The organism is Bacillus sp. 05T21 (assembly GCF_056396785.1).
On the sequence record NZ_JBFTMD010000025.1, the window covers coordinates 47,572 to 70,627 of the forward strand.

Genomic DNA, 23,056 nt, shown 5'->3' on the forward strand with positions numbered 1-23,056 from the left:
ACATTAACGCCCTCCTTGTCCGCCGCCAGCTGGAGCTCCGCCAGTAGATCTTCCTCCAAACTCACCGCCAGGTCTTCCTTGGAAATTGCCGCCACCAAATCTATCTTGGGAGTTTCCGCCAGGCATCATCATAGGTCCTTGAGAAGAATTTCCTTTAGATTGAACTCTCGGTATTTGCACCGTATCTCCCTTTGCTAACCCTTTTGTAATTTCTACATGCGTATCATTTGAAATACCAGTTTCTACTGTCACTTTTTTTGTTGACTGTGTCGCATCGTCTGAAGATGTAGGAACTAGTACATATTTTTCATTTCCGTTTGTATGCACCGCTTCTACTGGGACGTATAATGCGCCTTCTTTACTTTCTATTGAGATACTTGCTTCTGTTGACATCCCAATTTTCATGTTTTTCGGATCTTCAATTTGTACAGTTACGTCAAATGTAGAAACGCCTTTTTCTGCTGTTCCTTTTGTCGCTACATTTGTTACCTTTCCGCTGAATGTTTCATCTCCGAATGCACTTGCTGTTATTTTTACCGCTTGACCTTCTTTTACTTTCGGTACATCCAATTCATCAACACTAATCGTTGTTTGCAAAGCGTTGTAATTTGTTATGTGTGCAATTGGATCCGCAGCCTGTACAGAATCACCGCTTGCAACAGAAAGGCTTGTAATTGTTCCAGTTACTGGAGCTTGCAAAATGCTTCCATCTGTAAAGGTTACAAGTGTTGCGCCTTCCTCTACAACATCGCCTTCCTTCACATTTACACTATCGGCTGTCAAACCACTTCCACCACTTGCTTTATCCGAATTTACACTATTGTTCCCTCTCGTTACAGGTGATGTATATCCATCTGCATCTTCCATACGAAGAAGAATTGTTCCTTGTGACGCTTTGCCACCTTTTTTTGCACTAACTGATTGAATTTCCCCATCATACGGAGCCGTAACGACAGCACCATTTTTAAATGTTACAAGTGTGTCACCTTTTTTTACTGTATCTCCAGCCGCTACACTTATACTATCCACAATAAGAACTGTATCTTTCGCTGTTACATCTTGATCCGTATTTGCTGTAACCGAACCCGAGCCACTAACTGCTACCTCCAGTTTCCCTTGTTGTACTGTTGTTTTTTGAGAGGCAGCCATAACACCTTGACCTTGCGTTTTATCTGTTTTATGCAAAAAGAACCAAGCGCTTACTCCTCCTATTACAACAATAATGGTTGAAATGATAATCCACTTTTTCAAAATTCTATTCTCCTTCCCATTGTTGAGCTTGCCCCGATTGTTCTTGACCCGGCTGGAATTGACCATTACCCGGGAACATCTTATCGCGCCCTCTTGAGCCCATTTCTGAAAAATCAGGACTTTTACTTTGTTTGTAAGCTATATAGCCTATCCCGATAGCTGCGCACGTACTTACCCCCAAATTTACTATGAGTAAAATTTTTATTAACTTTTGTTTAGTTTGTTCCATTTTTATTCCACCTCGTATATTTTGTTGATAAGCCCATTATGACTTTCGTTCCTTAACTTTTTCTTAAAATTTCAACCTTACATGTAAAACCTCTTACGAATGTTCTTTTTTGCAACAAAAAAACAAAGAGCTATCTACACGATGGCACTGAAAAAGTTTATATAGTTTAGACAAGCAAAGGCTTCCTCAATAAAATAGAGGAAGCCTTTGCTAATTTCGTATATTATAGTTATAGGTTATGTTGCAAAGTTTTCTAAATGGGGTACACCTACATGCCCATCAAGCAAGTTAAAATTATACCCTCAAAATGAAAAATCGCTATGCTTATCATAAGAAGTTTATGAGAAAGGATGGTATTTTAATGAATCCTATTATTTCAAATGAACTGAATCTTTTCGCACAAGAGCTACAATACTTTTTATCTCCAGTAGTCCTACAAGATATCGCCAAACAAGTTGGCTTTGTACAGCGATCTAGTAAGTATCAAGCGAACGAACTCATTGCCCTTTGCGTATGGATCAGTCAAGAAGTAGCCAGCACATCACTTACACAGTTAGAAGCTTCAACTGGAGTACTGATGAGCTCAGTAGGATTGAATCAACGCTTTATCCAGCAGCTGTCGCATTTCTTCGAGAAGTCTTTACTTCTCTTCTCACACAAAAACTCTGTTCAAATCACTCGCTTTCTGCACACATGATCTCTACTTTCAATCGTATCCGTATTTTAGATGCGACAGTGTTTCAATTGCCTAATCATTTCGCCACTAACTATCAAGGTTCAGGTGGGAGTAGTAATACGGCAGGCGTGAAAATCCAATTGGAATATGATTTACTTAGTGGTCAATTTCTTAACTTGCAGCTTGGACCAGGAAAGAATAATCATAAAACATACGGTACCGTTTGCCTTGAAACCGTAGAGGCGGGCGATTTGTGTTTACGTGATCTTGGTTACTTCGATTTAGGAGACTTACAAACCATTCATGATAAAGAGGCTTACTATATCTCGCGGTTGAAGCTGAATACACGCATTTATATCAAGAACCCTGAGCCAGAATACTTCAACAACGGCACGTTAAAAAAGCAAACAGAATACATCCAGCTTGATATGACACAAATGATGTTGGGTCTAATCCCCGGTGAAACGATAGAAATTCCCAAGGCGTACATTGGCCAAAATCAGAAACTTCCAGCACGTGTCATTATCCATCGTTTAACCGATGATTAAACGCAAACACGCCTGAGAAACCAAGCGATACGTGAAAAGAAAAAAGGCATTGTCATGAAGGATAAAAGTAAACATTTAATGGGTATAAATGTATATATCACGAACACATCTCTAGAAGGAGTACCAACGAACTACGTGCACTCACTGTATTCACTTCGGTGGCAGATTGAAATTTTGTTTAAAACGTGGAAGTCATTTTTTGAAATTGATGAATGTAAAAATATAAAAAGAGAACGCCTAGAGTGCCATTTATATGGACAACTAATCGGCATTCTCCTCAGTTCTTCTACGATGTTTCAAATGCGACAGTTTCTGCTTGAAAAAACAAAGCAGGAGCTGAGTGAATACAAAGCAATTTATATGATTAAAGATTACTTTCCGTTACTATTTCAAGCGATAGCCATTGGCACAGAAGAACTTTTGAAAATTTTGTATCGTCTTTATCAACTTCTCAAAAAGACCGGTCGTAAATGTCATCGGTATAAGAAGATGACCGTCTTTGATATTCTAGGGATTGTGTATAAAACGACGGTGAAGCATAGACAAGCTGTCTAGCGAAAAAATCACCTTTTAATAGGCTTCTTTAGTATGCCTACTTTTCTATCAATTGCTAGTTTTGAGCCAAGGATTGTTTCATATCTAGTAAGTTACTTGGTTAGCTTGATAGTGATGTGGTCTTACCACCGTCAAGTAGAAAACTGTAAAAAAGACTATGCAGCCATCGGAATTTGATATTCAAATGGAGCTTGATGGTTGAGTATTTTTGAAACCGTAGTTAGTTATACGCTACATAAGTAGAAGATTTTATGAGCCATCAAGCTAAGGTTTTCATATACCCCCTAAACGGAAATTTTCTTTCTCTACAGATAGTTCCTCTGAGAAGTCAGCTCATTTTTTCGTTTTGGGGGCATTTATTTTTCTTAAGTTGACGGGCATGTATGGCTAGGTCTATTATGTAAAATATTCCAATTTTGCATTTGGGAAAAACTTTTTCATATAAGAATAAAGATGATTTTTTATATCCTCCTCTTCTTTTTTTTGATAAATATATTTTCCAATTCCATATTTCCCCCATTTATATCTTCTTCTCTCTTCATCTAATTCTAATTTGGTCATAGGGTAGTTTTTTTCAATCACCCTCTTAGCAGGCTTTGTAAAACGATGTTGAATAAATTCAAATGTAATATCATCCCTTACATCGAGGGGTAATTCAGCATCAAGGCGTTCAAACATATGATAATACCCGTCCTGCCAACCTTCATGTAGATAAATAGGAGCTACGATGAACCCTAGCGGATATCCTGCTCTAGCTATTTTTCCTGCTGCTTCAATTCGTTTAGCCAACGGAGAGGTCCCAGGCTCAAAGTTTTTAATAACATAATCGGCGTTTACACTAAACCGAAATCTTGTTTTTCCATTATGTTTTGCATCAAGCAAGTGATCCACATGGTGAAATTTCGTCACGAATCGTAATTTCCCATATTCCGAGACTCCAAAATGTTCAATCGCTCGCTTAAGTGTATGAGTTAAATGATCAATTCCTACAATATCTGATGTACAGGAAGCTTCAAACCGTGTTAATTCAGGCTCGCGACCCTCCATATATTTATCAGCAGCTTCTAGAATTTCATCGACATTTACATAGGTACGGATATATGGCTTACTTCCCATGGTTGTTTGTAAATAGCAATAATGACAATGGCCCATACAACCTGTTGCAAAGGGAATAGCATACTCTGCTGAAGGCTTTGACGTATCAAATTTCAGTGTTTTTCTAATCCCAACGACAAGAGTAGATTTTGCTACTCGATACTTCTGGAAATCGTTATCACCTGGCAAATCTCTCACTTGATTATGGGAAGTAGTATGCCGAATTTCAACATCCATCTTTGAAAATTTCTCGAAAAGCTCCCTCCCTAATGGATAATCTAATGCTTTAGGTTCAAAATATACAAGTTTAGGCATGAATGGGTTATTCATTCTAACATCCCCTCTGAAATATCCCCGCAATAGTAAGTATAGGCTTGGTTTGCCTCTTCTTCAGTAGAATAAACAGCCATCTCATTTGTTAGTGGATAATAAGTTTCGTAAAGAAATAATGCTAATTCATTTGGTCTCTCAGGGTTATTTACAACTGCTGCTGCTTGTATATTGGCTACATCTTGTGTGTGGGGGTTTCGATAAAAAACATAGACAATATCTCCAGCATAATAAGTTTTACTTTCGTTAGACAATTTCATTCCATCACCTTTTCTTTTTGTAGAATCCACTGAGCAATGTTATTCATTACTAAAATTTTGCCTTTAGTGCGTATAATTATGTCTTCTTTATTATGGAAAAAATAGATGGACTTAACTAAATTTGTATAAAGGTGTTTTGCCGATCCCCCTTTTCGAGGGATCGGCAAAAACACCCATCTTACATATTTTATAGAAAAGATGACATACTATCTATTAGCTATTACTTAAATAGCTAAATTAATTGTTCATTCAATTGGAAGATAATACATATTTTTATCTGCCATACTCTTTTCATATGCTTTTAATTTTTTAAAACTTTAATGTTTGGAGGTTATAAAAATGAATTTTCCACATTCGAAAAAAGAAGAGAGTAGTAATTCTAAAAACTTAAAATCAAATACTACACAAATTGGACTTCAACCAGTAGAACAAGCCATGAATGGATTGTATGGAATGCCAGAAACTGATATTGAAGACAAAGAACATCAAAAAAAGGAAATTTGAAAAATACTTAGTATTTCAATATTACTTTTATTTTCCATACATATTTCAATTGTAATAAAAAACAAGGGAAATCAAAGTTCCCTTGTTTTTTATTACTCTTTATCCCATGTATTTTGTTTGTGCTTATACGCACCCCTCGAATTCTCTGTTAAATCTACTATATCTGTTTCCTTACCAAATTCAGTACTATAATTAGGTTTTCCATATTCTTTACGATTCATCTCTTGATTCGCATCCTTCATTGGTTGAAACAACTGAGTTAAGCACATTAACCCACTTAGTCCAACAAGAGCAAAGATTACTCTTGCTAAAAAGGCATTCTGTCCACCAAATATTGTTCCTACTAAATCAAACTTAAAGAAACCAATTAGACCCCAATTAATAGCACCAATAATAACTAAAGCTAAGGAAATTCGCTGTATAGTTCTCATTCATATGACACCTCCTTCAGTCTCAACTTGTAAAACAATGTACAGGAATAATCTGTATTCTTCCTGCTTGAATCGTTAGCTTTGATTTCCAATTAAAGTGATAGCTCATAATTCAACATAAATACATTCCAGTACCATAATATAAGCTTTGACTAACATTTTAATGTTTTTATTATTTAATACTGTGATAAGACTGCATGGTATTTCGGTTATAGGTACTAAAATAATTAACCCTATTTGTACTTTCTGCATCATATTAGCTATCCTGTTAGTTGCTAGGATTCAATCTTATCATTAGAAATTAACAATGGTTTCATACACAAAATATCTAATACATATACAATTTATTATTTTGTTTCTACAAAGGCTTTTTGATGTTACATAAACCAACCTTTTCTTAAACAACTTGCTTCTTTTATTTCGCATAATATACAACAGTACGTTCATACTACACTTGAGCCTTTAAAAAGCTCCTATAAATGACTAACGTTTCATAACAAGTGGGCAAAGCAGGCGGTTTATTGAACCGCCTGCTTTGTTTTATTTCTTTACTTAACTTTTTTCTAGGTTGAAATCCTCCTTGCCTTAAAGACACATTCCAATTTCCAAAATGTCTTACATACGTAGATAAAGCAGGCATATTGGGATCTTTTAATATTTCTTTGGCAGTTGGTAACTTTTGATCGGAATGAGCCCATTCTTTTAACCTAGATAGCAAAATCCGTCTTGTATACATATTTAGCTTGTAACCACCTTATCGATATAATACATTTAATCATTTAATTCGTTCTTAATTTATGGATTACTTTCAAAAAAATAATAAATACTGACGATATTAAAAAGGCAAGCATCAAAATGTGCTTGCCTTTTCTTCTAACGACGATGTTCCACAAGATCAATTACACCTAAAACAACGTGAGCTAAACCAAATCCAAATACTGTATTTGCAATCATCTTATTAGATCCACGAGTTTGCTTCAAGGCATAACCCGCAGCTGTAACTGCTGTACCTAATGTAGTCGGAATTAATCCTTCACGAATATTCATAGTAACGTCCTCCTAGTATCGCAGTTAGTAATCCTGCTTTAATACTTTGGAATTAAAGTACTAAAACAAGTATTAGTATTTTCCTGTCTTGTGAAAATATGTGGAGTTATTTTAAATATCTTCTTTTAATTATGATACAGCATAACTAAAAATGTTAATGCATAAGTTGTTTTAATACATTTACATGTTCCCTATCTTTATCTAAAATATCATGTATTAACATATGACTTTCTGGATCTAAATCACCTTGTACAATTTCTTCTGATATTTGAACACCATAATAACCTTCGCCCTTTAACGCGCTACTTACAATTCCTTCTGTTGTATCTGGTACTGTAAATTGACTTATCAAACCTTGAACAGAGCCAACTATTCCTTCATTATCAACCGGAACTCCTCCAAGATTTTGTATTCTTTCTGCTACTTTTAAGGCATGTTGTTTGTGATCTTGTTGTATTCTTTGAAATTCCTTTTTTATTTCTGTATCTTTTAACTTCTCTATATAATGCTCATAGGCATGAATACCCATGTACTGCCCTTTTAGAAAGGCATTTAATGTATTGACTACACTCTGTTTTTCCATATCATCACTTCCTTTTTACGTTATCCTTTTACAGAAGTCGATGGATTATCCATATCGTGTGTGCAATACTATCAGTTAATTTCCTGTTATATCATATCTCTAAATCCTTGCTCCTCTTTCACTCACCTTGATATAAATATCATTTTTGTTTAATCAATTCCCATTAGGCTCATACTAACTTTTGTTTAAAAAATATGAGAAATGGAGCTGGATTAAATATGGAATTTGAAGGTAGAAATTCTACAAAATCTGCACTTCTTTATTATAAGTATGGTTTGGGTTTATTTACTGAGAAGATGCCTAAACTAGCCGAACAATTTAATTCCTTTGCAGAGGAATGCTTTAAAGAGGGCAGCTTATCAAAAAAGCAAAAACAGTTAATTGCTTTAGGTATTAGTCTTTATTCTCAGGATGAATATTGTATCATTTATCACATTAAAGGATGTCTAGATCAAGGAGCTTCAGAACAGGAGATCTTTGAGGCGGTGGGAGTGACAGCTGCATTTGGTGGTGGTGGTACTATAAGTCAGGCAGTAACTCTTGTACAAGAGTGTATCCAAGAGTTAAAGCAGTAATAGGAATATCATTATGAATTGAGGAATATATTTCTCGAGTTCATGTGTTGCTATCTTTACACAATAAATAAAAACAAAAAACTTGAGCGTGTGTGAAGTTTACTCAAGTTTTTTGTTTTTATCCTTAATTCACACTATAAATTGCCCAAGATAAGTATGTAGCAAAGGTAGTCCATAACAGATAAGGGATTAGAAGCCATCCAGCTACTTTAGATAAGCGGAATGAATAAATGATAAGAAGAAATGCAGTAACAGCCACTAATAGACAATCTATCGTTGCTAAGAATAAATCTTTTTGGTGGAACTGAAAAAAGCTAAAAGCCTGATTTAAAATATAATTTAGAAGAAATAAACACCGATATTTCTAGTGAAACAAAAGAAGAAAAAAGAACAGTGTTAAACCGTATAATCGCAACCATGTCAGCGGTTTTTGCCCCATTTGTTTATATTTTAGCCGCAGCTGGCATTTTACAAGGTTTAATAATATTAATAAAATTACTCTCTGATAACTTTGTAGAAACTGGAACTTATCAAGTTCTAAACTTTATTTCTTGGGCACCATTTACTTTTTCACCGATTTTTATCGCAATTACAGCATCAAAGCACTTTAAAACAAACATGTACATAGCAGTTGCGTGTTGTGCTGCATTAGTAAGTCCCTTATGGACAGAAATGGCGGCGCAAATTGCAAAAGGACATAGTATTACTTTTTTAGGTATTTCCTTAACTGAAACAGTGTATACATCTTCAGTGTTACCACCACTATTTTTAGTGTGGACTTTGTCCTATCTTGAAAGATTTTTAAATAAGCGAATCAATGAGGCAATTAGGCTGTTATTTGTACCGCTTTTATGTATGGTAATAATGGTTCCGCTTACATCGTTTCTGATTGGACCTCTTACAACAATGGGAGCAACAGGAATTGCAAATGGTTATAATTTCTTAGCGGAAAATGTACCCGCATTAGCTGGAGCTATTATAGGAGGGTTCTGGCAAGTAATAGTTATTTTCGGTATTCATTGGGGGACTACTCCTATGGTGTTAGCAAATTTTGATTTGTATGGTAGAGATTCATTCCAAGCCTATCAAACAATTGCAGTGGTTGCACAAGTTGGTGCCGTACTGGGTGTTGTTTTAAAAGCGAAAAGTCAAGAAGTGCGCAAAGTCGGAGTTTCAGCAGGTATTACTGGACTTTTTGGTATTACAGAACCATCTATTTATGGCGTGAATTTAAGATTTAAAAAGCCATTTATATTCGGCTGTATTTCAGGCGCTATAGGTGCAATTACAGCTAGCTTTTTTAATCCATACTACTTTGCCTATGCGGGGTTACCAGGTCCATTAACGATTGTAAATGGTAGAAATGCTGACTACCCAATGTCTATCTGGGGAATTTTATTAGGTTCTGGGGTTGCGATTATTTTACCTATCATTTTAGTTCAAATATTTGGATTCGGTGAAGATACAGCAGAAAAAATAGAAGGTGAAAACTTAACAGCAAAACAAAAATGCGAGAAAAATATCCAACAGAATAATGAAGAAACAATCGGTGCTCCATTTAGTGGTAATGTTATCCCACTTTCAAAAGTACCTGATGAAGTATTTAGCTCAGGTGCTATGGGGACAGGTTTAGCTGTAGATCCGTCAGATCATAAATTATATGCCCCATTTGATGGAGCTGTTGTCATGACTGCACCTACCAAACATGCGATTGGGTTACGCTCAGAATCTGGTATTGAATTGCTTGTACATATTGGTTTAGATACAGTTAAATTAGCTGGAAAGCCTTTCACTATACATGTAGAAGATGGTAGAAAAATCAAAAAAGGGGATTTATTAATTGAATTTGATAAAGAATTAATTCAAACACAGGGGTTAAAAACAATTACACCTATTATCATAACAAATTCGAATACTTATAAAGAAATTATTGTAGAAGATATTTCTGAAACCAAACTATATCAGAAATTATTTACAGTAGTAAAATAAGGAGGAATAAATAATGAAAACAATGCCAAAGAAATTCTTATGGGGTGGTGCTTTAGCTGCCCACCAATTCGAAGGCGGATGGAATCAAGGGAATAAAGGACCTAGTGTAGTTGATGTACTAACTGCAGGTGAACATGGAGTGCCAAGACAAATAACAGATACAGTTGAACCTAATACGTTTTATCCTAACCATGAAGCAATTGATTTTTATCATAGATATAAAGAAGATATCGCTTTATTTGGTGAAATTGGATTAAAGTGTTTAAGAACTTCTATCGGATGGAGCAGAATCTTTCCAAATGGTGATGAAACAGAGCCTAACGAAGAAGGACTACAATTCTATGATAATGTATTTGATGAATTACTTAAATATGGTATTGAGCCTATCATCACATTATCTCATTTTGAAATGCCATTGCATCTAGCCAGAGAATATGATGGATTTAGAAACCGAAAAGTAATAGACTTCTTTGTGAAATTTGCTGAAGTTTGTTTTAAACGATATAAAAATAAAGTGAAATACTGGATGACTTTTAATGAAATCAATAACCAAATGGATGTAAATAACCCTCTATTTTTATGGACAAACTCAGGAGTGGTTGTAAAAGAAGGAGAAAATGCTAAAGAAGTAATGTATCAAGTAGGACATCATGAATTAATTGCAAGTGCATTAGCTGTAACAAAAGGAAAAGAAATTAATTCTGATTTCCAAATTGGGGCAATGATTTCGTATATACCTATTTACCCTTATTCATCAAATCCGGAAGATGTTATGTTAGCCGAAGAATCACTAAGACTAAAATACTTCTTCCCTGATGTTCAAATTCGTGGTTACTATCCTAAATATGCGTTGAAAGAATTTGAAAGGGAAGGGTACGTTATTAATTTCGAAGAAGGTGATGAAGAGATATTAAAAAATGGTACAGTAGATTACCTAGGATTTAGTTATTATATGTCCACGACAGTAAAAAATGATGTGGACATTAGTAGTGCAAAAGATATTGTAAACGGTGGTTTAGCTAAAAGTGTGGAAAATCCATATATTAAATCTACTGATTGGGGATGGGCAATTGATCCCACTGGATTAAGATATGCATTAAATCGATTGTATGACAGATATCAAATTCCATTATTTATCGTAGAGAATGGATTTGGAGATGCGGATATTCTAGAAAAAGATGGGGCAATCCATGACCAGAAAAGAATAGAATATTTAAAATCACATATTGAAGCATTAGAAAAAGCAGTAACCTACGATGGTGTCGATTTAATTGGTTATACACCTTGGGGAATTATAGATATTGTCTCATTTACTACAGGCGAAATGAAAAAACGCTATGGGATGATTTATGTGGATCGTGATAATGAAGGTAATGGATCCATGAAACGTTACAAAAAAGATTCGTTTCATTGGTATAAATATGTAATTCAAACGAATGGTGAAATTAATGTTCGATAAAAATTTACACTATTAAAGGTTCTGTTGTAAGCGTTGCTTTTTCAACGTACAATGAATTACTGCAATTACTTACAATTGCATAAAATTTAACTGTACTTCTCCTAGCTTTCTATCTGATTAAAGAAATTATGGGTTTGGATTATTTGAGCAGTGTTATTTATAATGATATGTAGTTGTATATTTGATTATTTACAAAAGATTCGAGACCGAAGAGATGATGGGAAATAGTTATTGGAAAATATAAGAACTTAATTATAAGGGGCACGGCAACGATTCCTTCTTTTTGGGGCCACTTATGATTGTAATTTAATCGAAATATCACTTAAACACGCATTTTACAACAAATAAAAGGAATACATTTTGAAAGAAGATTAACCAAAATGTATTCCTTTATGCTAATACTTATCGAAAAATAGAGATATATAATAGACGTTTAAATGAATACAATCCAAATTAGTTGCTATGTAATCTGGTGCAATTCCTTTCCATTTATAGAATCTATAAAATCGCCTATAACAGACGTTCAAATTACATTTTTTGAAGTGTGATCTCTGAAATCTAGAATCATTCACGTACCCCTAGCAGATGACAGCACTTCCTTTTAAGAAAGTAATCCTGTATCTCTTGCTTTTTGCACGGCTTCTTCTCGATTGTTGACTCCCAGCTTGTCATAAAGAGTGGAGGCGTAATTTCGTACTGTGCCGTTTGATAAGTAAAGTTTCGAAGCAATTGTTTTATAACGGATTCCTTGAGACAAAAGATTCAAAACCTCTATTTCGCGTTTCGTTAAGCCATACTCTTTTCCACCTGACTTCGATTCGACTGACTCTGCCCCATCATTTCCGTCCCACATTCTACGGAACAAATCTTGGTCAATCATCGTGCCTCCCCCATAGACGAGGCGGATCGATTCAACCAGTTCACGCGACTCTATGGATTTCAGCAAGTAGCCGTCAGCACCGCTTCGTATGATTTCCTTCGCCCTTTCTATATCCTGAAACGTTGACAGAATGAGGACACGAATATCAGGACATTTCCCCTTGATTATTTTGGTCGCACGAATCCCATCAAGATTGGGCATCTCCAAATCCATTAATACCAAATCAGGATTCAGGCTTTCGCACAATTCCACAGCCTGTTCTCCATCTTCAGCCATCCCCACTACCTGCAAGCCCTCCTGTCCATCCAAAATTGTATGAAGACTTTCTCGAATAAAAGAATGATCATCGACGATACACAAGCGGATTCGTTCATTGGACAATTGTACAAGTCTCGGTAACACACATGAAATTAACGTCCCTTCTCCTTTTTTGGAGTAAACAATAACTCTCCCTTGTAACTGACTCACGCGCTCTTTCATCGCAGTTAATCCGAATCCATCCTTCCATTCCTCTACCCCACAGCCATTATCCTGCACGTCCAATCTTATCTGTTGTGGCTCAAAATGAAGTGACACAATGATTTCGGTGGAGTGTCCATGGCGAACCGCATTTGTTAATGATTCCTGCAAACTCCGGTATAGTGTCATCTTTGATTGCTTGGAGACCATATACTCTTCCCCTATTATTCGAAAGCGTACATTTACTTTTGCATGTTTCTCAAATTCCTCTGTCAATTGTTGTAATGTGACAGTTAAGGAAAGAGATTCTTGTGGTAAATCCATTTGATGCAAATACATTCTTACTTCTTCCATACTATTACGGGCCAATTGTAATAATGAGTCGAGCTTTTGCTCTCCTTCTTTAGTCTTTAATTCCGTACGTAGTGTATCCATTCCCATAATAATTGAGGTATAGGAATGCCCCATCGTATCATGTAAATCTTTTGAGAGCCTGTCACGTTCCTCCAGTAAAGTAATCCGCTCAACTTGGGATACGTATTGTTCCAATACATGCTTCTGGTTCCTAATAGTTTCGCTTTGACGGTAATTGACAACCAGTAAACGAAAGCAAGAACCCATAGCAAAAGCTAAACCGATTTGTAGGATTATCACCCATAAATCTGTTACCGGAGAAAATATCGTAATGAGCAATGGGAATAAAATAATTGTGATTGAACCCGACCAACGGTATGATTTATCAGCACTATTTGCCGCAATCATGAAAGTTGGCATTAAAAAAGCAAGATACGCTGACGGAAATAATAAAGTTAAGTAGAAGCACACTCCCCCAAATAAAAGTATCTCAACAAATAGATAATAGCGATAACTGAACATTAAACAAATCCAAGGTACTGAAAATGACACAACTTCCCAAATAATAATGATCCAAAGTGGTACAGTCAAATGGTCTTGATGTTGGATAGTCGTTAACATCAATGATAACCAAATGATAAAACGTATACAAAGTAATGCCCAATCATACCAGAACCATAGTTTCAAAGTTTTAAACAAATTATCACCCCTTTATAGCTTTAAACATAGAACGCGTGTACATTCCAATTATTCGAACTAAGCTGTTTCCAATACAAATACGTATCCAGATGAGCATACAACCAATAATCATGACAAAAATAGCATTCTCCCATGAATTCACCGCAATTCCCAATAAGTATATATCAAAATATGGAAAAAGAAAGGGTGTAAAGATAAATACGAGCGGAGTTATGTACAGTATAAAGACACATATAAGGCTCATCATTCCAACAAAAAATTTCTGCATGAGCCAAAAAGCCGCCCTCCAATTGCTACTATTGAGAATTATTTCTCCCGATTTAATCCATCTATCCCCTCCACTTTTTGTCCTTGGCAGTAATGGTTCTATCGATATATCCGTATAAACCTTAGTCTGAATGCGTTCATACTGGACAAATGTGTGAGTTGTTTGCAACACCCTCGCCAACAAGGGAACCCCCAGGAAGATAACCGTCATCACTAATGCAAATGTAATGCTAACTAAATAGAAGCAAAAGTAAAATACTCCAGATCCAAACGTAAACAACAAAAAATAGAAATCTTGCAAAACTTTTCGAGCTGATGTTTTCGTCATTAGAATCTCCCCTCATCTTTCATTGCTAATACGTAAAGAGCCGCCCTTTGATTCTAAGTATTTGTCTGTCACATACGGTAGTGTCAAAGTGTCATGATTTGTATGACATGACTATCAATACAGCCGTAACCTCTTCTATTTTTTGTGTCATATAGGAAATGACAGATGATCACTATCTACTATGACTTGCCGCTTGCTACACTCTGTTCATACACTAACGAGCTGATAACTCGTTGTGTCAACAAAAAAATTCCAATCGAATAAAGGAGTGTACAAAAATGAAAAAAGCGATCAACAAACTGGGTCTCGTCGCAATTTTTCTCTCTTCTTCAAGTATGATTTCTGCGTGTTCCCCACAGCCATTAGAAGTTGGAAAATCAAAATCATCGGCATCCACGACCGATATCCAAATTACGAAAGCGCCCAATAATAAAAAAGAAGTAGAATCTTTTGCTGATCCGTTATTTGAGGAAAAAATGAAGAAGTACAATGTGAACGGTTCTAGTTTTGTCGTCGTTCATGATGGAAATGTCGTCGTCAATAAAGGCTATGGTTATGCTGATAAAGAAAAGAAAATTCCCGTCACTAAGGAAACGGTCTTTCAAATCGCTTCAGTTTCGAAAACTTTTACTGCCTTGGCTGTGATGCAACAAGTCGATAAAGGAAAGCTTAAACTAGATCAAGATGTACAACAGTATCTCGATGGTTTGAAAATACCCAATCAAACAGGAAAACCCCTCACACTGTTTGATATGCTGACCTATACCAGCGGCGTAGACCTGCCCGATATCACCACGCTAATAGGGCCTGAATATGTAAATAAAAATATATCTATTAAGGAATTTCTACCCGAACATATGCCGACGGTGGTACGGCCACCCGGTGAAGCTTATACGTATGACAACTTCTCATTTTTACTCGCAGGACATGCAGTGGAGAATGTTACGGGCACATCTTTCTCACGATATATGGAAAAGAATATTTTTAAACCATTAGGCATGAAGTCTACCAGTGTGCGCTTTACGCCTGACCTTCTCAAGAGAATGGCTACACATTACGGTTCCACTGGCGATCCTATTCCAACAAATGGGCACGCTCCAACTGATGGACCACAAGGAAGTATTTTGTCCACTGGAGAAGACATGTCAAAGTACATGATCATGCAGCTACAGAATGGAAAGTTTGACGGTAAAGAAATAGTAAGTAAAAAAAGCATGGATATGATGCATACCCACCAAGTTTTCGCAGATAAGACGATTCCTATTGCGACAGTTGGATTTGAAACATATTTCAATGACCTCGCCAATGGTCAACATGTTGTATTAAAAGGTGGGAATATGCCTGGACATTCTTCATTAATGGTTTTGGTACCTGAACAGAAAACCGCATTCTTCATGTCTTACAATAATGATTCCATGATGAGTCGAGAAGTGTACGAAGTGTTCATGGATCATTATTTCCCTGCTCCCAAAGCGGAGAAAACAGTGTATCTCTCGTTAAAGGGAAAAGAAGCACAAAAATACTTGGGCTTGTACCAAAACACACGTGCGTTTGCGATTCGTACTCACTTTACCTATGAGAATGGGGCGTTGGTCATGGAAGATGAAACAACTGGCAAACAAGTCCTCAAAATGATTCACCCGTTGTTGTTTGAGGATTCGGAAGGAAATAAGATTGCTTTTCAAAAAAATGCGGCCGGAGAAATCGCATATTTTTATTACACCAGTCCTAAGGGTCTAGGCATTGTTGCTCAATCTCAGAAAATCAATATCAAACCAACTTTTGCAGACGTCCCGCAAAAGAGTAACTATAGAATCCACATCGACAATCTTTATGCTTTAGACATCATGAATGCTAAAGCAGGTAATCTATTCGATCCAATGGGCACCATGACACAAGGAGAATTTGCTGATGCCTTGTTGCTTGCACATGGATGGAGCATTTTTCCAGGAAAAACCGAAGAAATTAAAAAACAATTCATAGCAGGCATACCAGGATATGACCGCGCGACTCCGATTACCAGACAAGTTGCAGCAACCATGATTCAAAACTTGAAGCATATTCAACCTGACCAAGCCAATCATGTGAAATTGCTTGACACTGCGGATGCCTGGGCGGTCCAGTCCATTCAAGCCCTTGCCTCACAAGGAATCGTAGACCCTGATACTACTATCAATGCTGACGGATCTTTTACCTTCCGTCCAATGGATCTGTTACTGCGTCAAGAAGCGAGCGCCTTACTCGATTTGGCTTTTGGCTATTATACACTGCCTATTAAACAGAAGTAAGCATTCATCCAAACATGAATTATGGCATACATTTAAGGGGAGTATCCCATCAGCATCAAGCTAAAGTGAAATTGTATCCATAAAACGAAAAATACGCTGTTCTTTCTGTAGAATTATTGGAAAGAATGGCGGTTTTTGTCTCCCTGTTTCAGTGTCTGATGAGCTACAAGGGGTAGTACACGTATTCTTACAACCGGGGATAAAGTAGCATTTCCTATAGGAGAGATGCTACTTCATATTCCTTCATTATTTTATAAAATGTATTTTTTTCAAACCTAACATTTCCATAAAGATAACAGCTGTTATTTCTCCACTTTTCCATTTGGGGTAATTTGCTTCTATTATATGCATTTGTTGTTTGCTTAAGGTGGCAAGGTTCACCTGAGGACGTCCTAGGTGTTTTCCTTGAGATTTAGCTATAGTAATCCCTTCCATCAACCGACCCATGTCCCCCATTTCACGGAACTTACGGCTATCGAATAAAGTTTCATTTTCTAAAACAACAATATCAGCCTGTAATTCTCTTGTTATGTATTTCCACTCTGAAATTACTTCATCATAATTACGTCCCATACGATCTAAAGCATCTATGTAAAGAATATCACCTGTACTCAATATTTTTCGTAATAATTGATACTGTGGACGATCAAAGTGTCGTCCACTTGCTTTGTCGACAAAAATACGCCGAGCTTCCACTCCTCGTTCCATCATCTTATGTAATTGACGTTGTTCATTTTGATCTTTTGTACTTACACGAATATATCCATAAATATTTGCCACGTTTGATATTCACCTTACATTTTTTACCATAATTATGCCACTTTCATTTATAAAGGTATTCATCTAAAATAAACGTTTATAAATTTTTTTACAGCCTTTATAAACTTGATGTTTTAATATTTCATAGATGTTCTTTGACTGTTTGTAAAGATATACCTTGATAAACACTTAGGAGTCATTAAAATTTCAAAGGTAGAAAAATTATTTTCTAATAAATTCAATCTGTAGTCGTATATTCGTTACTTCGAACAACAACATTCCCTACATAATAAAAAATAGATGACTCAATTAGTTTCATTTCTGAAACATTTTAAGTCATCTATTTATCAATTCCAGTTTTGATTTCTTGTTGCTCTACATGAGTGAATTTCCTTGCCTCATACTTTTACATTTATTCATAGCTTTTTGTAAAAAATTAATTTGGAATCATAGCAGTTTAAGAATTACTGCTACCAATTATTAAAATCAGTGTAATTTTTATATACATTTTCTATAACATTATCTTGCCAGACATTTTTATATTCATCTCTATCCACTTTAACATTATATTCACTAATATCACCATTGGCATTTAACCATCCAGGATTTTCGAGAGCATGTTTGTAGGTAAACGTTCTTGCCTGTTTCAATGTTTTAAATGTAATTGGAAAAGATTTTTTTTCCCCATCTTTGTAACCAAACACTCTATATGCCTTTTTTCGTCCACCAACAGTTTTAAAATATGGTTCTGTAAAATATTCTATTTGTTTGATATGAATCTCCCACCTTTCTAGACGCCTTAAGTAATTAGTTTATATATTGGAAGAAAGATAAACAGCTACTGTAAGGTTGGACTACAAAAACAGCTCAGGGCTGGTTTTAATGTACTTCTGTATTCTTTGATTACTTTGTAGATAGTATTTTTCATCAGTTCGAATATTGAATAAATTGCACACTAATTATTTCTCTATTTGCCCATCTAGAATAGGTCTCTTTTATTATTATTTATAACGTTTTTAAAATTAGCTTCTCTTTAACAATCTTTTTTCTCTGATGATTTATGTTTTACTCTATAAGAGAGTGCGGTAACTTGTTGGGAATATTTAAAACCCTTTTCAGATTTTTCGGAAACCCATTTCGAAACAGGTCTTAGTAAACTATTTATGCTGACAATAAGAATGGTTCCTGTTATAGCTATAAGTAAATAGCCGCTACCTGCTAATGTTCCTACAGCCGCAGAACACCATAAGGTTGCTGCGGTATCCAGTCCTCGAACTGTCAAGCCATCTTTCATAATAACTCCAGCACCTAAAAAACCAATCCCGCTTACAATTTGAGAAGCTATTCTTGTAGGTGTATTATCGGTTGGAGTGAGTACACTTAATAGTACAAAAAGTGCAGCACCTACGGAAACAAGTATATTTGTACGTAATCCAGCAATGCAATTGTGCCATTGACGTTCTAATCCAATTATTGCTCCAACAAGTATTGCTACAAGTAACCTAAGTAGAATGTCTAGTTCCATATTTCTGTCTCCTTAATTTCCATCCTTAATGATCATCATGCTCTAAATTGACTTGTTGTAATGGAATCACCTTTGTTTTTTTTATAATTTTATAGCCGAACCAAAATACAAGAAACAGCAGTAAACCAATATAAGTAGCAAGTACTTCATACCAATCGACATGTGACCCTATAAAGACTGAATAATTCTGTCCTAATATAATAATAGTACATATTACAAAAGCCAAAATAGGACCGATAGGATACCACTTTGCTTGATACGGGAGCTTATTTAAATTCTTTTGTTGATGTAAAAAAGCCTGACGAAAACGATAATGGCTTATAGCAATCCCTAACCATGCAATAAATCCACAAAGTCCCGAAGCATTCAAAAGCCATATAAACGCTTGCCCTTCTCCAAATAAAGAAGCTGCAAACGCTACGATTGCCACAGCCGTTGTCATAAGTAATGCATTAATAGGAACACCTTGTTTATTTACTTTTTTTAAGCACTTTGGAGCTTTCCCTTCTCTTGCCATTACCCATAACATTCGGGTTGCAACATACATTCCGGAATTACCAGCTGATAGAACAGATACCAAGATAACTGCATTCATAATAGAAGCTGCAAATGCAAACCCAATTTTCTCAAATACTAGTGTGAAGGGACTCATTGTAATATTACTAATATCATTGTTAACTAGATTCGGATCTGTGTAGGGAACTATGACTCCAATTACGCAAATGGTAAGTATGTAAAATAAGAGAATTCTCCAAAAGATTTGCCGCACAGCTTTTGGAATATGCTTTTCAGGTGCTTTACTTTCTCCAGCTACAATTCCGACCATTTCTGTACCTTGAAAGGAAAACCCCGCAATCATAAACACACTAAGAATAGAAAGAAAACCTCCATGAAACGGTGCGTCTCCAATTGTTAGATTGTGAAATCCAATAGGATTTCCTTTGAAAATTCCAAATATCGTGGCTATTCCTAACATAATAAACACGACTATAGTAATAACTTTTACAAGTGAAAGCCAAAACTCCATTTCTCCATAATGTTTCACTGAAAGAATATTAATTCCAAACATAAACAGTATGAATAACGCACTCCACAGAATAGATGGACTGTATGGAAACCAATATTTCATAAGAATAGCTCCTGATGAAATTTCAACTGCAAGAGTAATAGTCCAGCTAAACCAGTAATTCCAACCAATCGCAAAACCAAATGCAGGATCTACAAATTTAGAAGCATACGTACTAAAAGAACCAGATGTAGGCATATACGCTGCCATTTCTCCCAAGCTGGTCATCAACAGGTAAACAATACACCCCATCAACAAATAAGCTATAATTGCTCCACCAGGTCCTGCTGTATGAATCGTATTTCCGCTTGCTATAAATAACCCCGTCCCAATGCTTCCACCTATAGAAATCATTGTTAAATGTCGCAGCCCTAATTCTCTTCTTAATTCAGAAGGTCGGGAATTAGAAGAAAAAGAAAAAAGTGAATTTTTCGTTTTTATGGGTGTCTCTTTCAAGTATCTCATCCTTTTTTTGAATTATTTTCCAGAAAAAGAGTATAAAAAAAGACACCAAAGTTCACCCAGTGTTTTTAAAAATCACCATAGTATCCCCTCTCGAAACGCTTACGAGGTTAGCTGTCGGATTCGGGCCTTGAGAATAGCCCTACCTTCATTTAAGAAGGATTCACCCCAAGTGCAATCGCACAAAATTTGGTTCCCCCGCTCCATATGGATTCAGCGAATAGTGATATGAATTTATGTACAATATATTACTCCTATGCCCTCTTGTTTGTAAACAAGAAAATTAACGTTTTTTTCAGGGGAGGGATTTTTCGCGCTGTACACTTTATTTATAATTTGAATTCTTAAATTAAGTTACATACTTTAAAAAAAGTGAGAATTACAAGTATAGTAATACATGAAGAAGAGTTTGAATTAAATAAAAATACTATGCCTCATTTTTATTAGGTCTATTATCTACTAGTGTCTTTACTACTTTTAATTACATTGACTGCTGATAAGTGGTGTTCTGGTAACTAAGTTCTATTAATGATCCAAAAGGATTTATGAAATAAAAAGATGAATATTTATTTATATACAAATTCTATCTAAAGAAAGGTGATAAGAAGAAATGGAATATCTAACAGTCCCTGAGCTTTTTTTCTTACTATCTGTAGATGATGATACTCAAACTATACAACCTCCTTTACAATCAAATATAGAAATGTTCATTACAATAAGCATATTGCTAGAGCTTTACCTTCAAAAGTATATTTATATAGATCATGAATTTATTGTACATAGGACTAGTAAATCATCTGATATCCCTTATTTACAATATACCTTAGATTTAACAAAACACTTAGACGACAATCACAATTTCAGAATATGGATACTAACAATTTGCGGAAAACAACGATCAAGTCACAAACTATACAATTCTGTTTTAGATTATATACAACGAAAAAAGCAAATAAAAGTAATTGAAAAACGAATATTAAGTTTATCATTTCAAAAACGTTATATATGTCTTCAAACCAAAGAACAAACCCCTACCTTCTTACGAAAAAGAGCTTCAAAAAGAGGAAAACAATACTTATCTATGTTAATCCTTTTCCTAGCTATGGATTTAAACGAACTTTTAAAAGATACAATGTTTCAAAATGATTATGAATATCTAATTCAATTATAAGAATACAATAAACAATTATCTGAAATTAAATTCATACAAAAGCTAATAACAAACATTAAAAAAACTTTGCCTACCCTTTCGATATGGAAAAATGACCCATTTTCAGGTATGTAAAAAAAGTAAACCTCTGATTTAAATAATCAGAGGTTTCTTATAGTTCACATAACCCATCATTATCAGTAGTCAACGATGTGTAAAATTTATTTTTGCGAATACGGCTCACTTTTTTCGTTTTGGGGGAACTTAAGAATCTTAACTTGATAGCGATGTGGTGCTACCCCATCGCTATCAAGCTAAGCTCATGTAACGTCAACGATAAGCGAGATTGTTTCTTTTTTTCGAAATCCTATATGTAGGTGCTTTAAAGATTTGCATACGAAATAAACCCTAACGGGTTTCATTTTTTGAATTAAGCCGCTTGATTATCAGACATGGCACAATTGTAAACGACACCTAATATATCAAAGACTGTTTTCTTCTCATATCGATGAGATTTTCTCCCGTTTTGCTGTAGGAGGTTAAACAGGCGAATTAGAATCTTTGATAGCTCTTGGGTGTCTTTCTGTATAGCTTGGAAAAGAAGAAGAAAGTAATCTTTAATCATATATATGGCCTTATATTCACTCAGTTCTCGTTTCTTTTTTATAAGAAGTAATTGCCGCATTTGAAACATGATAGAAGAACAGAGTAGAATGGCAATCAATTGTCCATACAAATGGCACTCCCATCTTTCTGATTTTATCTTTTTACACTGATGAATTTGAAAGAATGATTTCCACATTTTAAATAAAATTTCAATTTGCCAACGCAAAGAGTACCAATCATGTACTTGTCCCATCGGGACAATATCTGTCGGCGTGTTTGTCATATATACATTGATACCACTAATACAGGTGGTAAAATTGACTCTACTCTCATCAAATTTTTATTCAATTATATAATCATAAATATTTTTACAGTATTATTATCAGTTTATTTAATAGAAGGAATGATCGAGAAATATAAAATAAAAGAAAGAATGCAAAGAGCAGAAAAATTTTATATAGCTAGCGAACTAGCTGCATCGATCGCGCATGAAATTCATAATCCACTGACCACGGTACATGGATTCACTCAATTACTAAATGAAGATGAGAGTGCTAAGATGTCTCAAGATAAGTACTTAGAAATTATGTTACTTGAAATGCAGCAAATACAATCTACTATTAATAACTATTTATCTTTAACCAAACCACAAAACATTATAAAAGAGGAACTAGATATTAA

18 protein-coding genes, 6 pseudogenes and 1 riboswitch are annotated in these 23,056 nt (G+C 35.3%); of the genes and pseudogenes, 8 read left to right on the forward strand and 16 right to left on the reverse strand.

Annotated features, from left to right (window positions below; translation table 11 throughout):
• Positions 1 to 3: 3 nt before the first annotated feature.
• Together AC1DKZ_RS26865 and AC1DKZ_RS26870 are read right to left on the reverse strand one after the other, a co-directional pair.
• On the reverse strand, positions 4 to 1,251 hold the full coding sequence (locus AC1DKZ_RS26865) for an efflux RND transporter periplasmic adaptor subunit (protein ID WP_098636489.1): 1,248 nt from the start codon (positions 1,249 to 1,251) through the stop codon (positions 4 to 6).
• Between the two features lie 4 nt (positions 1,252 to 1,255).
• Entirely contained in the window at positions 1,256 to 1,480 is a 225-nt protein-coding gene (locus AC1DKZ_RS26870; RefSeq protein WP_098636490.1) for a hypothetical protein, read from the reverse strand.
• 361 nt (positions 1,481 to 1,841) lie between these two features.
• On the opposite strand from AC1DKZ_RS26870, the pseudogene AC1DKZ_RS26875 reads away from it, so the two are divergent.
• A pseudogene (locus tag AC1DKZ_RS26875) lies at positions 1,842 to 3,259 on the forward strand (IS4 family transposase).
• Between the two features lie 396 nt (positions 3,260 to 3,655).
• Here AC1DKZ_RS26875 and splB read toward each other — a convergent pair.
• A complete protein-coding gene (gene splB / locus AC1DKZ_RS26880) occupies positions 3,656 to 4,684 on the reverse strand; it encodes a spore photoproduct lyase (protein WP_098636491.1) in 1,029 nt (342 codons plus the stop codon).
• Positions 4,681 to 4,944 (reverse strand): transcriptional regulator SplA, encoded by a 264-nt coding sequence (locus tag AC1DKZ_RS26885; protein ID WP_002187168.1) that lies wholly within the window; start codon positions 4,942 to 4,944, stop codon positions 4,681 to 4,683. Before AC1DKZ_RS26885 ends, splB begins: the two co-directional genes overlap by 4 nt.
• Positions 4,945 to 5,283: 339 nt before the next feature.
• Here AC1DKZ_RS26885 and AC1DKZ_RS26890 point away from each other — a divergent pair, with 339 nt between their 5' ends.
• Positions 5,284 to 5,448: a DUF4021 family protein gene (locus AC1DKZ_RS26890; protein ID WP_001010590.1), complete on the forward strand. Its 165-nt coding sequence runs from the start codon at positions 5,284 to 5,286 to the stop codon at positions 5,446 to 5,448.
• 92 nt (positions 5,449 to 5,540) lie between these two features.
• Here the strand turns inward: AC1DKZ_RS26890 and AC1DKZ_RS26895 are convergent, their stop codons facing one another.
• The 4 genes from AC1DKZ_RS26895 to AC1DKZ_RS26910 form a co-directional block, all read right to left on the reverse strand.
• Positions 5,541 to 5,879: a DUF378 domain-containing protein gene (locus tag AC1DKZ_RS26895; protein ID WP_002187166.1), complete on the reverse strand. Its 339-nt coding sequence runs from the start codon at positions 5,877 to 5,879 to the stop codon at positions 5,541 to 5,543.
• Between the two features lie 448 nt (positions 5,880 to 6,327).
• Positions 6,328 to 6,615, reverse strand: coding sequence for a homing endonuclease associated repeat-containing protein (locus tag AC1DKZ_RS26900; protein ID WP_234816612.1), 288 nt, complete (start codon positions 6,613 to 6,615; stop codon positions 6,328 to 6,330).
• Between the two features lie 137 nt (positions 6,616 to 6,752).
• Positions 6,753 to 6,926: a hypothetical protein gene (locus tag AC1DKZ_RS26905; RefSeq protein WP_001025956.1), complete on the reverse strand. Its 174-nt coding sequence runs from the start codon at positions 6,924 to 6,926 to the stop codon at positions 6,753 to 6,755.
• A 154-nt stretch (positions 6,927 to 7,080) separates the two neighbouring features.
• Positions 7,081 to 7,509: a ferritin-like domain-containing protein gene (locus AC1DKZ_RS26910; protein WP_431182942.1), complete on the reverse strand. Its 429-nt coding sequence runs from the start codon at positions 7,507 to 7,509 to the stop codon at positions 7,081 to 7,083.
• A 218-nt stretch (positions 7,510 to 7,727) separates the two neighbouring features.
• Here AC1DKZ_RS26910 and AC1DKZ_RS26915 point away from each other — a divergent pair, with 218 nt between their 5' ends.
• Positions 7,728 to 8,084 carry a carboxymuconolactone decarboxylase family protein gene (locus tag AC1DKZ_RS26915; protein WP_098636493.1) on the forward strand — a complete coding sequence of 119 codons (357 nt, stop codon included), beginning with the start codon at positions 7,728 to 7,730 and terminating at the stop codon, positions 8,082 to 8,084.
• 124 nt (positions 8,085 to 8,208) lie between these two features.
• On the opposite strand, the pseudogene AC1DKZ_RS26920 reads toward AC1DKZ_RS26915, so the two are convergent.
• Positions 8,209 to 8,436: pseudogene (locus AC1DKZ_RS26920) on the reverse strand (TspO/MBR family protein); the annotation flags it as partial.
• Here AC1DKZ_RS26920 and AC1DKZ_RS26925 point away from each other — a divergent pair.
• Together AC1DKZ_RS26925 and bglA are read left to right on the forward strand one after the other, a co-directional pair.
• Positions 8,433 to 10,073, forward strand: a pseudogene (locus AC1DKZ_RS26925) (glucose PTS transporter subunit IIA); the annotation flags it as partial. The pseudogenes AC1DKZ_RS26920 and AC1DKZ_RS26925 sit on opposite strands and share 4 nt — an antisense overlap.
• 13 nt (positions 10,074 to 10,086) lie before the next feature.
• The gene (gene bglA, locus AC1DKZ_RS26930) at positions 10,087 to 11,532 is read left to right on the forward strand and encodes a 6-phospho-beta-glucosidase BglA (RefSeq protein WP_098636494.1); all 1,446 of its coding nucleotides are present in this window, start codon (positions 10,087 to 10,089) and stop codon (positions 11,530 to 11,532) included.
• A 601-nt stretch (positions 11,533 to 12,133) separates the two neighbouring features.
• Here the strand turns inward: bglA and AC1DKZ_RS26935 are convergent.
• Together AC1DKZ_RS26935 and AC1DKZ_RS26940 are read right to left on the reverse strand one after the other, a co-directional pair.
• A complete protein-coding gene (locus AC1DKZ_RS26935; RefSeq protein ID WP_098636495.1) occupies positions 12,134 to 13,924 on the reverse strand; it encodes a helix-turn-helix transcriptional regulator in 1,791 nt (596 codons plus the stop codon).
• A gap of 4 nt (positions 13,925 to 13,928) precedes the next feature.
• Positions 13,929 to 14,519 (reverse strand): sensor domain-containing protein, encoded by a 591-nt coding sequence (locus tag AC1DKZ_RS26940; protein ID WP_098636496.1) that lies wholly within the window; start codon positions 14,517 to 14,519, stop codon positions 13,929 to 13,931.
• Positions 14,520 to 14,797: 278 nt separating this feature from the next.
• Between AC1DKZ_RS26940 and AC1DKZ_RS26945 the strand changes: the two genes are divergently transcribed.
• Complete coding sequence (locus AC1DKZ_RS26945; RefSeq protein ID WP_098636497.1) at positions 14,798 to 16,807, forward strand: serine hydrolase domain-containing protein; 2,010 nt, start codon at positions 14,798 to 14,800, stop codon at positions 16,805 to 16,807.
• A 214-nt stretch (positions 16,808 to 17,021) separates the two neighbouring features.
• Here AC1DKZ_RS26945 and AC1DKZ_RS26950 read toward each other — a convergent pair.
• The 4 genes and pseudogenes from AC1DKZ_RS26950 to AC1DKZ_RS26965 all read right to left on the reverse strand — a co-directional run bounded on the left by AC1DKZ_RS26950 (position 17,022) and on the right by AC1DKZ_RS26965 (position 20,613).
• Positions 17,022 to 17,587, reverse strand: a pseudogene (locus AC1DKZ_RS26950) (recombinase family protein).
• Positions 17,588 to 18,036: 449 nt separating this feature from the next.
• Positions 18,037 to 18,270, reverse strand: a complete 234-nt coding sequence (locus AC1DKZ_RS26955; protein ID WP_002187967.1) for a hypothetical protein — start codon at positions 18,268 to 18,270, stop codon at positions 18,037 to 18,039.
• A gap of 329 nt (positions 18,271 to 18,599) precedes the next feature.
• On the reverse strand, positions 18,600 to 19,091 hold the full coding sequence (locus tag AC1DKZ_RS26960; RefSeq protein WP_476997429.1) for an MgtC/SapB family protein: 492 nt from the start codon (positions 19,089 to 19,091) through the stop codon (positions 18,600 to 18,602).
• Between the two features lie 25 nt (positions 19,092 to 19,116).
• Positions 19,117 to 20,613 (reverse strand): amino acid permease, encoded by a 1,497-nt coding sequence (locus tag AC1DKZ_RS26965; RefSeq protein WP_476997430.1) that lies wholly within the window; start codon positions 20,611 to 20,613, stop codon positions 19,117 to 19,119.
• Between the two features lie 89 nt (positions 20,614 to 20,702).
• Positions 20,703 to 20,848, reverse strand: a riboswitch (cyclic di-AMP (ydaO/yuaA leader).
• A gap of 381 nt (positions 20,849 to 21,229) precedes the next feature.
• On the opposite strand from AC1DKZ_RS26965, the gene AC1DKZ_RS26970 reads away from it, so the two are divergent.
• Positions 21,230 to 21,790: a hypothetical protein gene (locus AC1DKZ_RS26970; protein ID WP_234816614.1), complete on the forward strand. Its 561-nt coding sequence runs from the start codon at positions 21,230 to 21,232 to the stop codon at positions 21,788 to 21,790.
• Positions 21,791 to 22,199: 409 nt separating this feature from the next.
• Here AC1DKZ_RS26970 and AC1DKZ_RS26975 read toward each other — a convergent pair.
• A pseudogene (locus AC1DKZ_RS26975) lies at positions 22,200 to 22,679 on the reverse strand (transposase); the annotation flags it as partial.
• Between AC1DKZ_RS26975 and AC1DKZ_RS26980 the strand changes: the two are divergent.
• Positions 22,674 to 23,056, forward strand: a pseudogene (locus AC1DKZ_RS26980) (histidine kinase dimerization/phospho-acceptor domain-containing protein); the annotation flags it as partial. The pseudogenes AC1DKZ_RS26975 and AC1DKZ_RS26980 overlap by 6 nt on opposite strands.

Excerpts from the sequence above, each read along its gene's own strand:
- AC1DKZ_RS26870 (WP_098636490.1), bottom strand. The coding sequence starts at position 1,480 with ATGGAACAAACTAAACAAAAGTTAATAAAAATTTTACTCATAGTAAAT.
- splB (WP_098636491.1), bottom strand. The coding sequence starts at position 4,684 with ATGAATAACCCATTCATGCCTAAACTTGTATATTTTGAACCTAAAGCA.
- AC1DKZ_RS26885 (WP_002187168.1), bottom strand. The coding sequence starts at position 4,944 with ATGAAATTGTCTAACGAAAGTAAAACTTATTATGCTGGAGATATTGTC.
- AC1DKZ_RS26890 (WP_001010590.1), top strand. The coding sequence starts at position 5,284 with ATGAATTTTCCACATTCGAAAAAAGAAGAGAGTAGTAATTCTAAAAAC.
- AC1DKZ_RS26895 (WP_002187166.1), bottom strand. The coding sequence starts at position 5,879 with ATGAGAACTATACAGCGAATTTCCTTAGCTTTAGTTATTATTGGTGCT.
- AC1DKZ_RS26900 (WP_234816612.1), bottom strand. The coding sequence starts at position 6,615 with ATGTATACAAGACGGATTTTGCTATCTAGGTTAAAAGAATGGGCTCAT.
- AC1DKZ_RS26905 (WP_001025956.1), bottom strand. The coding sequence starts at position 6,926 with ATGAATATTCGTGAAGGATTAATTCCGACTACATTAGGTACAGCAGTT.
- AC1DKZ_RS26910 (WP_431182942.1), bottom strand. The coding sequence starts at position 7,509 with ATGGAAAAACAGAGTGTAGTCAATACATTAAATGCCTTTCTAAAAGGG.
- AC1DKZ_RS26915 (WP_098636493.1), top strand. The coding sequence starts at position 7,728 with ATGGAATTTGAAGGTAGAAATTCTACAAAATCTGCACTTCTTTATTAT.
- bglA (WP_098636494.1), top strand. The coding sequence starts at position 10,087 with ATGAAAACAATGCCAAAGAAATTCTTATGGGGTGGTGCTTTAGCTGCC.
- AC1DKZ_RS26940 (WP_098636496.1), bottom strand. The coding sequence starts at position 14,519 with ATGACGAAAACATCAGCTCGAAAAGTTTTGCAAGATTTCTATTTTTTG.
- AC1DKZ_RS26945 (WP_098636497.1), top strand. The coding sequence starts at position 14,798 with ATGAAAAAAGCGATCAACAAACTGGGTCTCGTCGCAATTTTTCTCTCT.
- AC1DKZ_RS26960 (WP_476997429.1), bottom strand. The coding sequence starts at position 19,091 with ATGGAACTAGACATTCTACTTAGGTTACTTGTAGCAATACTTGTTGGA.
- AC1DKZ_RS26970 (WP_234816614.1), top strand. The coding sequence starts at position 21,230 with ATGGAATATCTAACAGTCCCTGAGCTTTTTTTCTTACTATCTGTAGAT.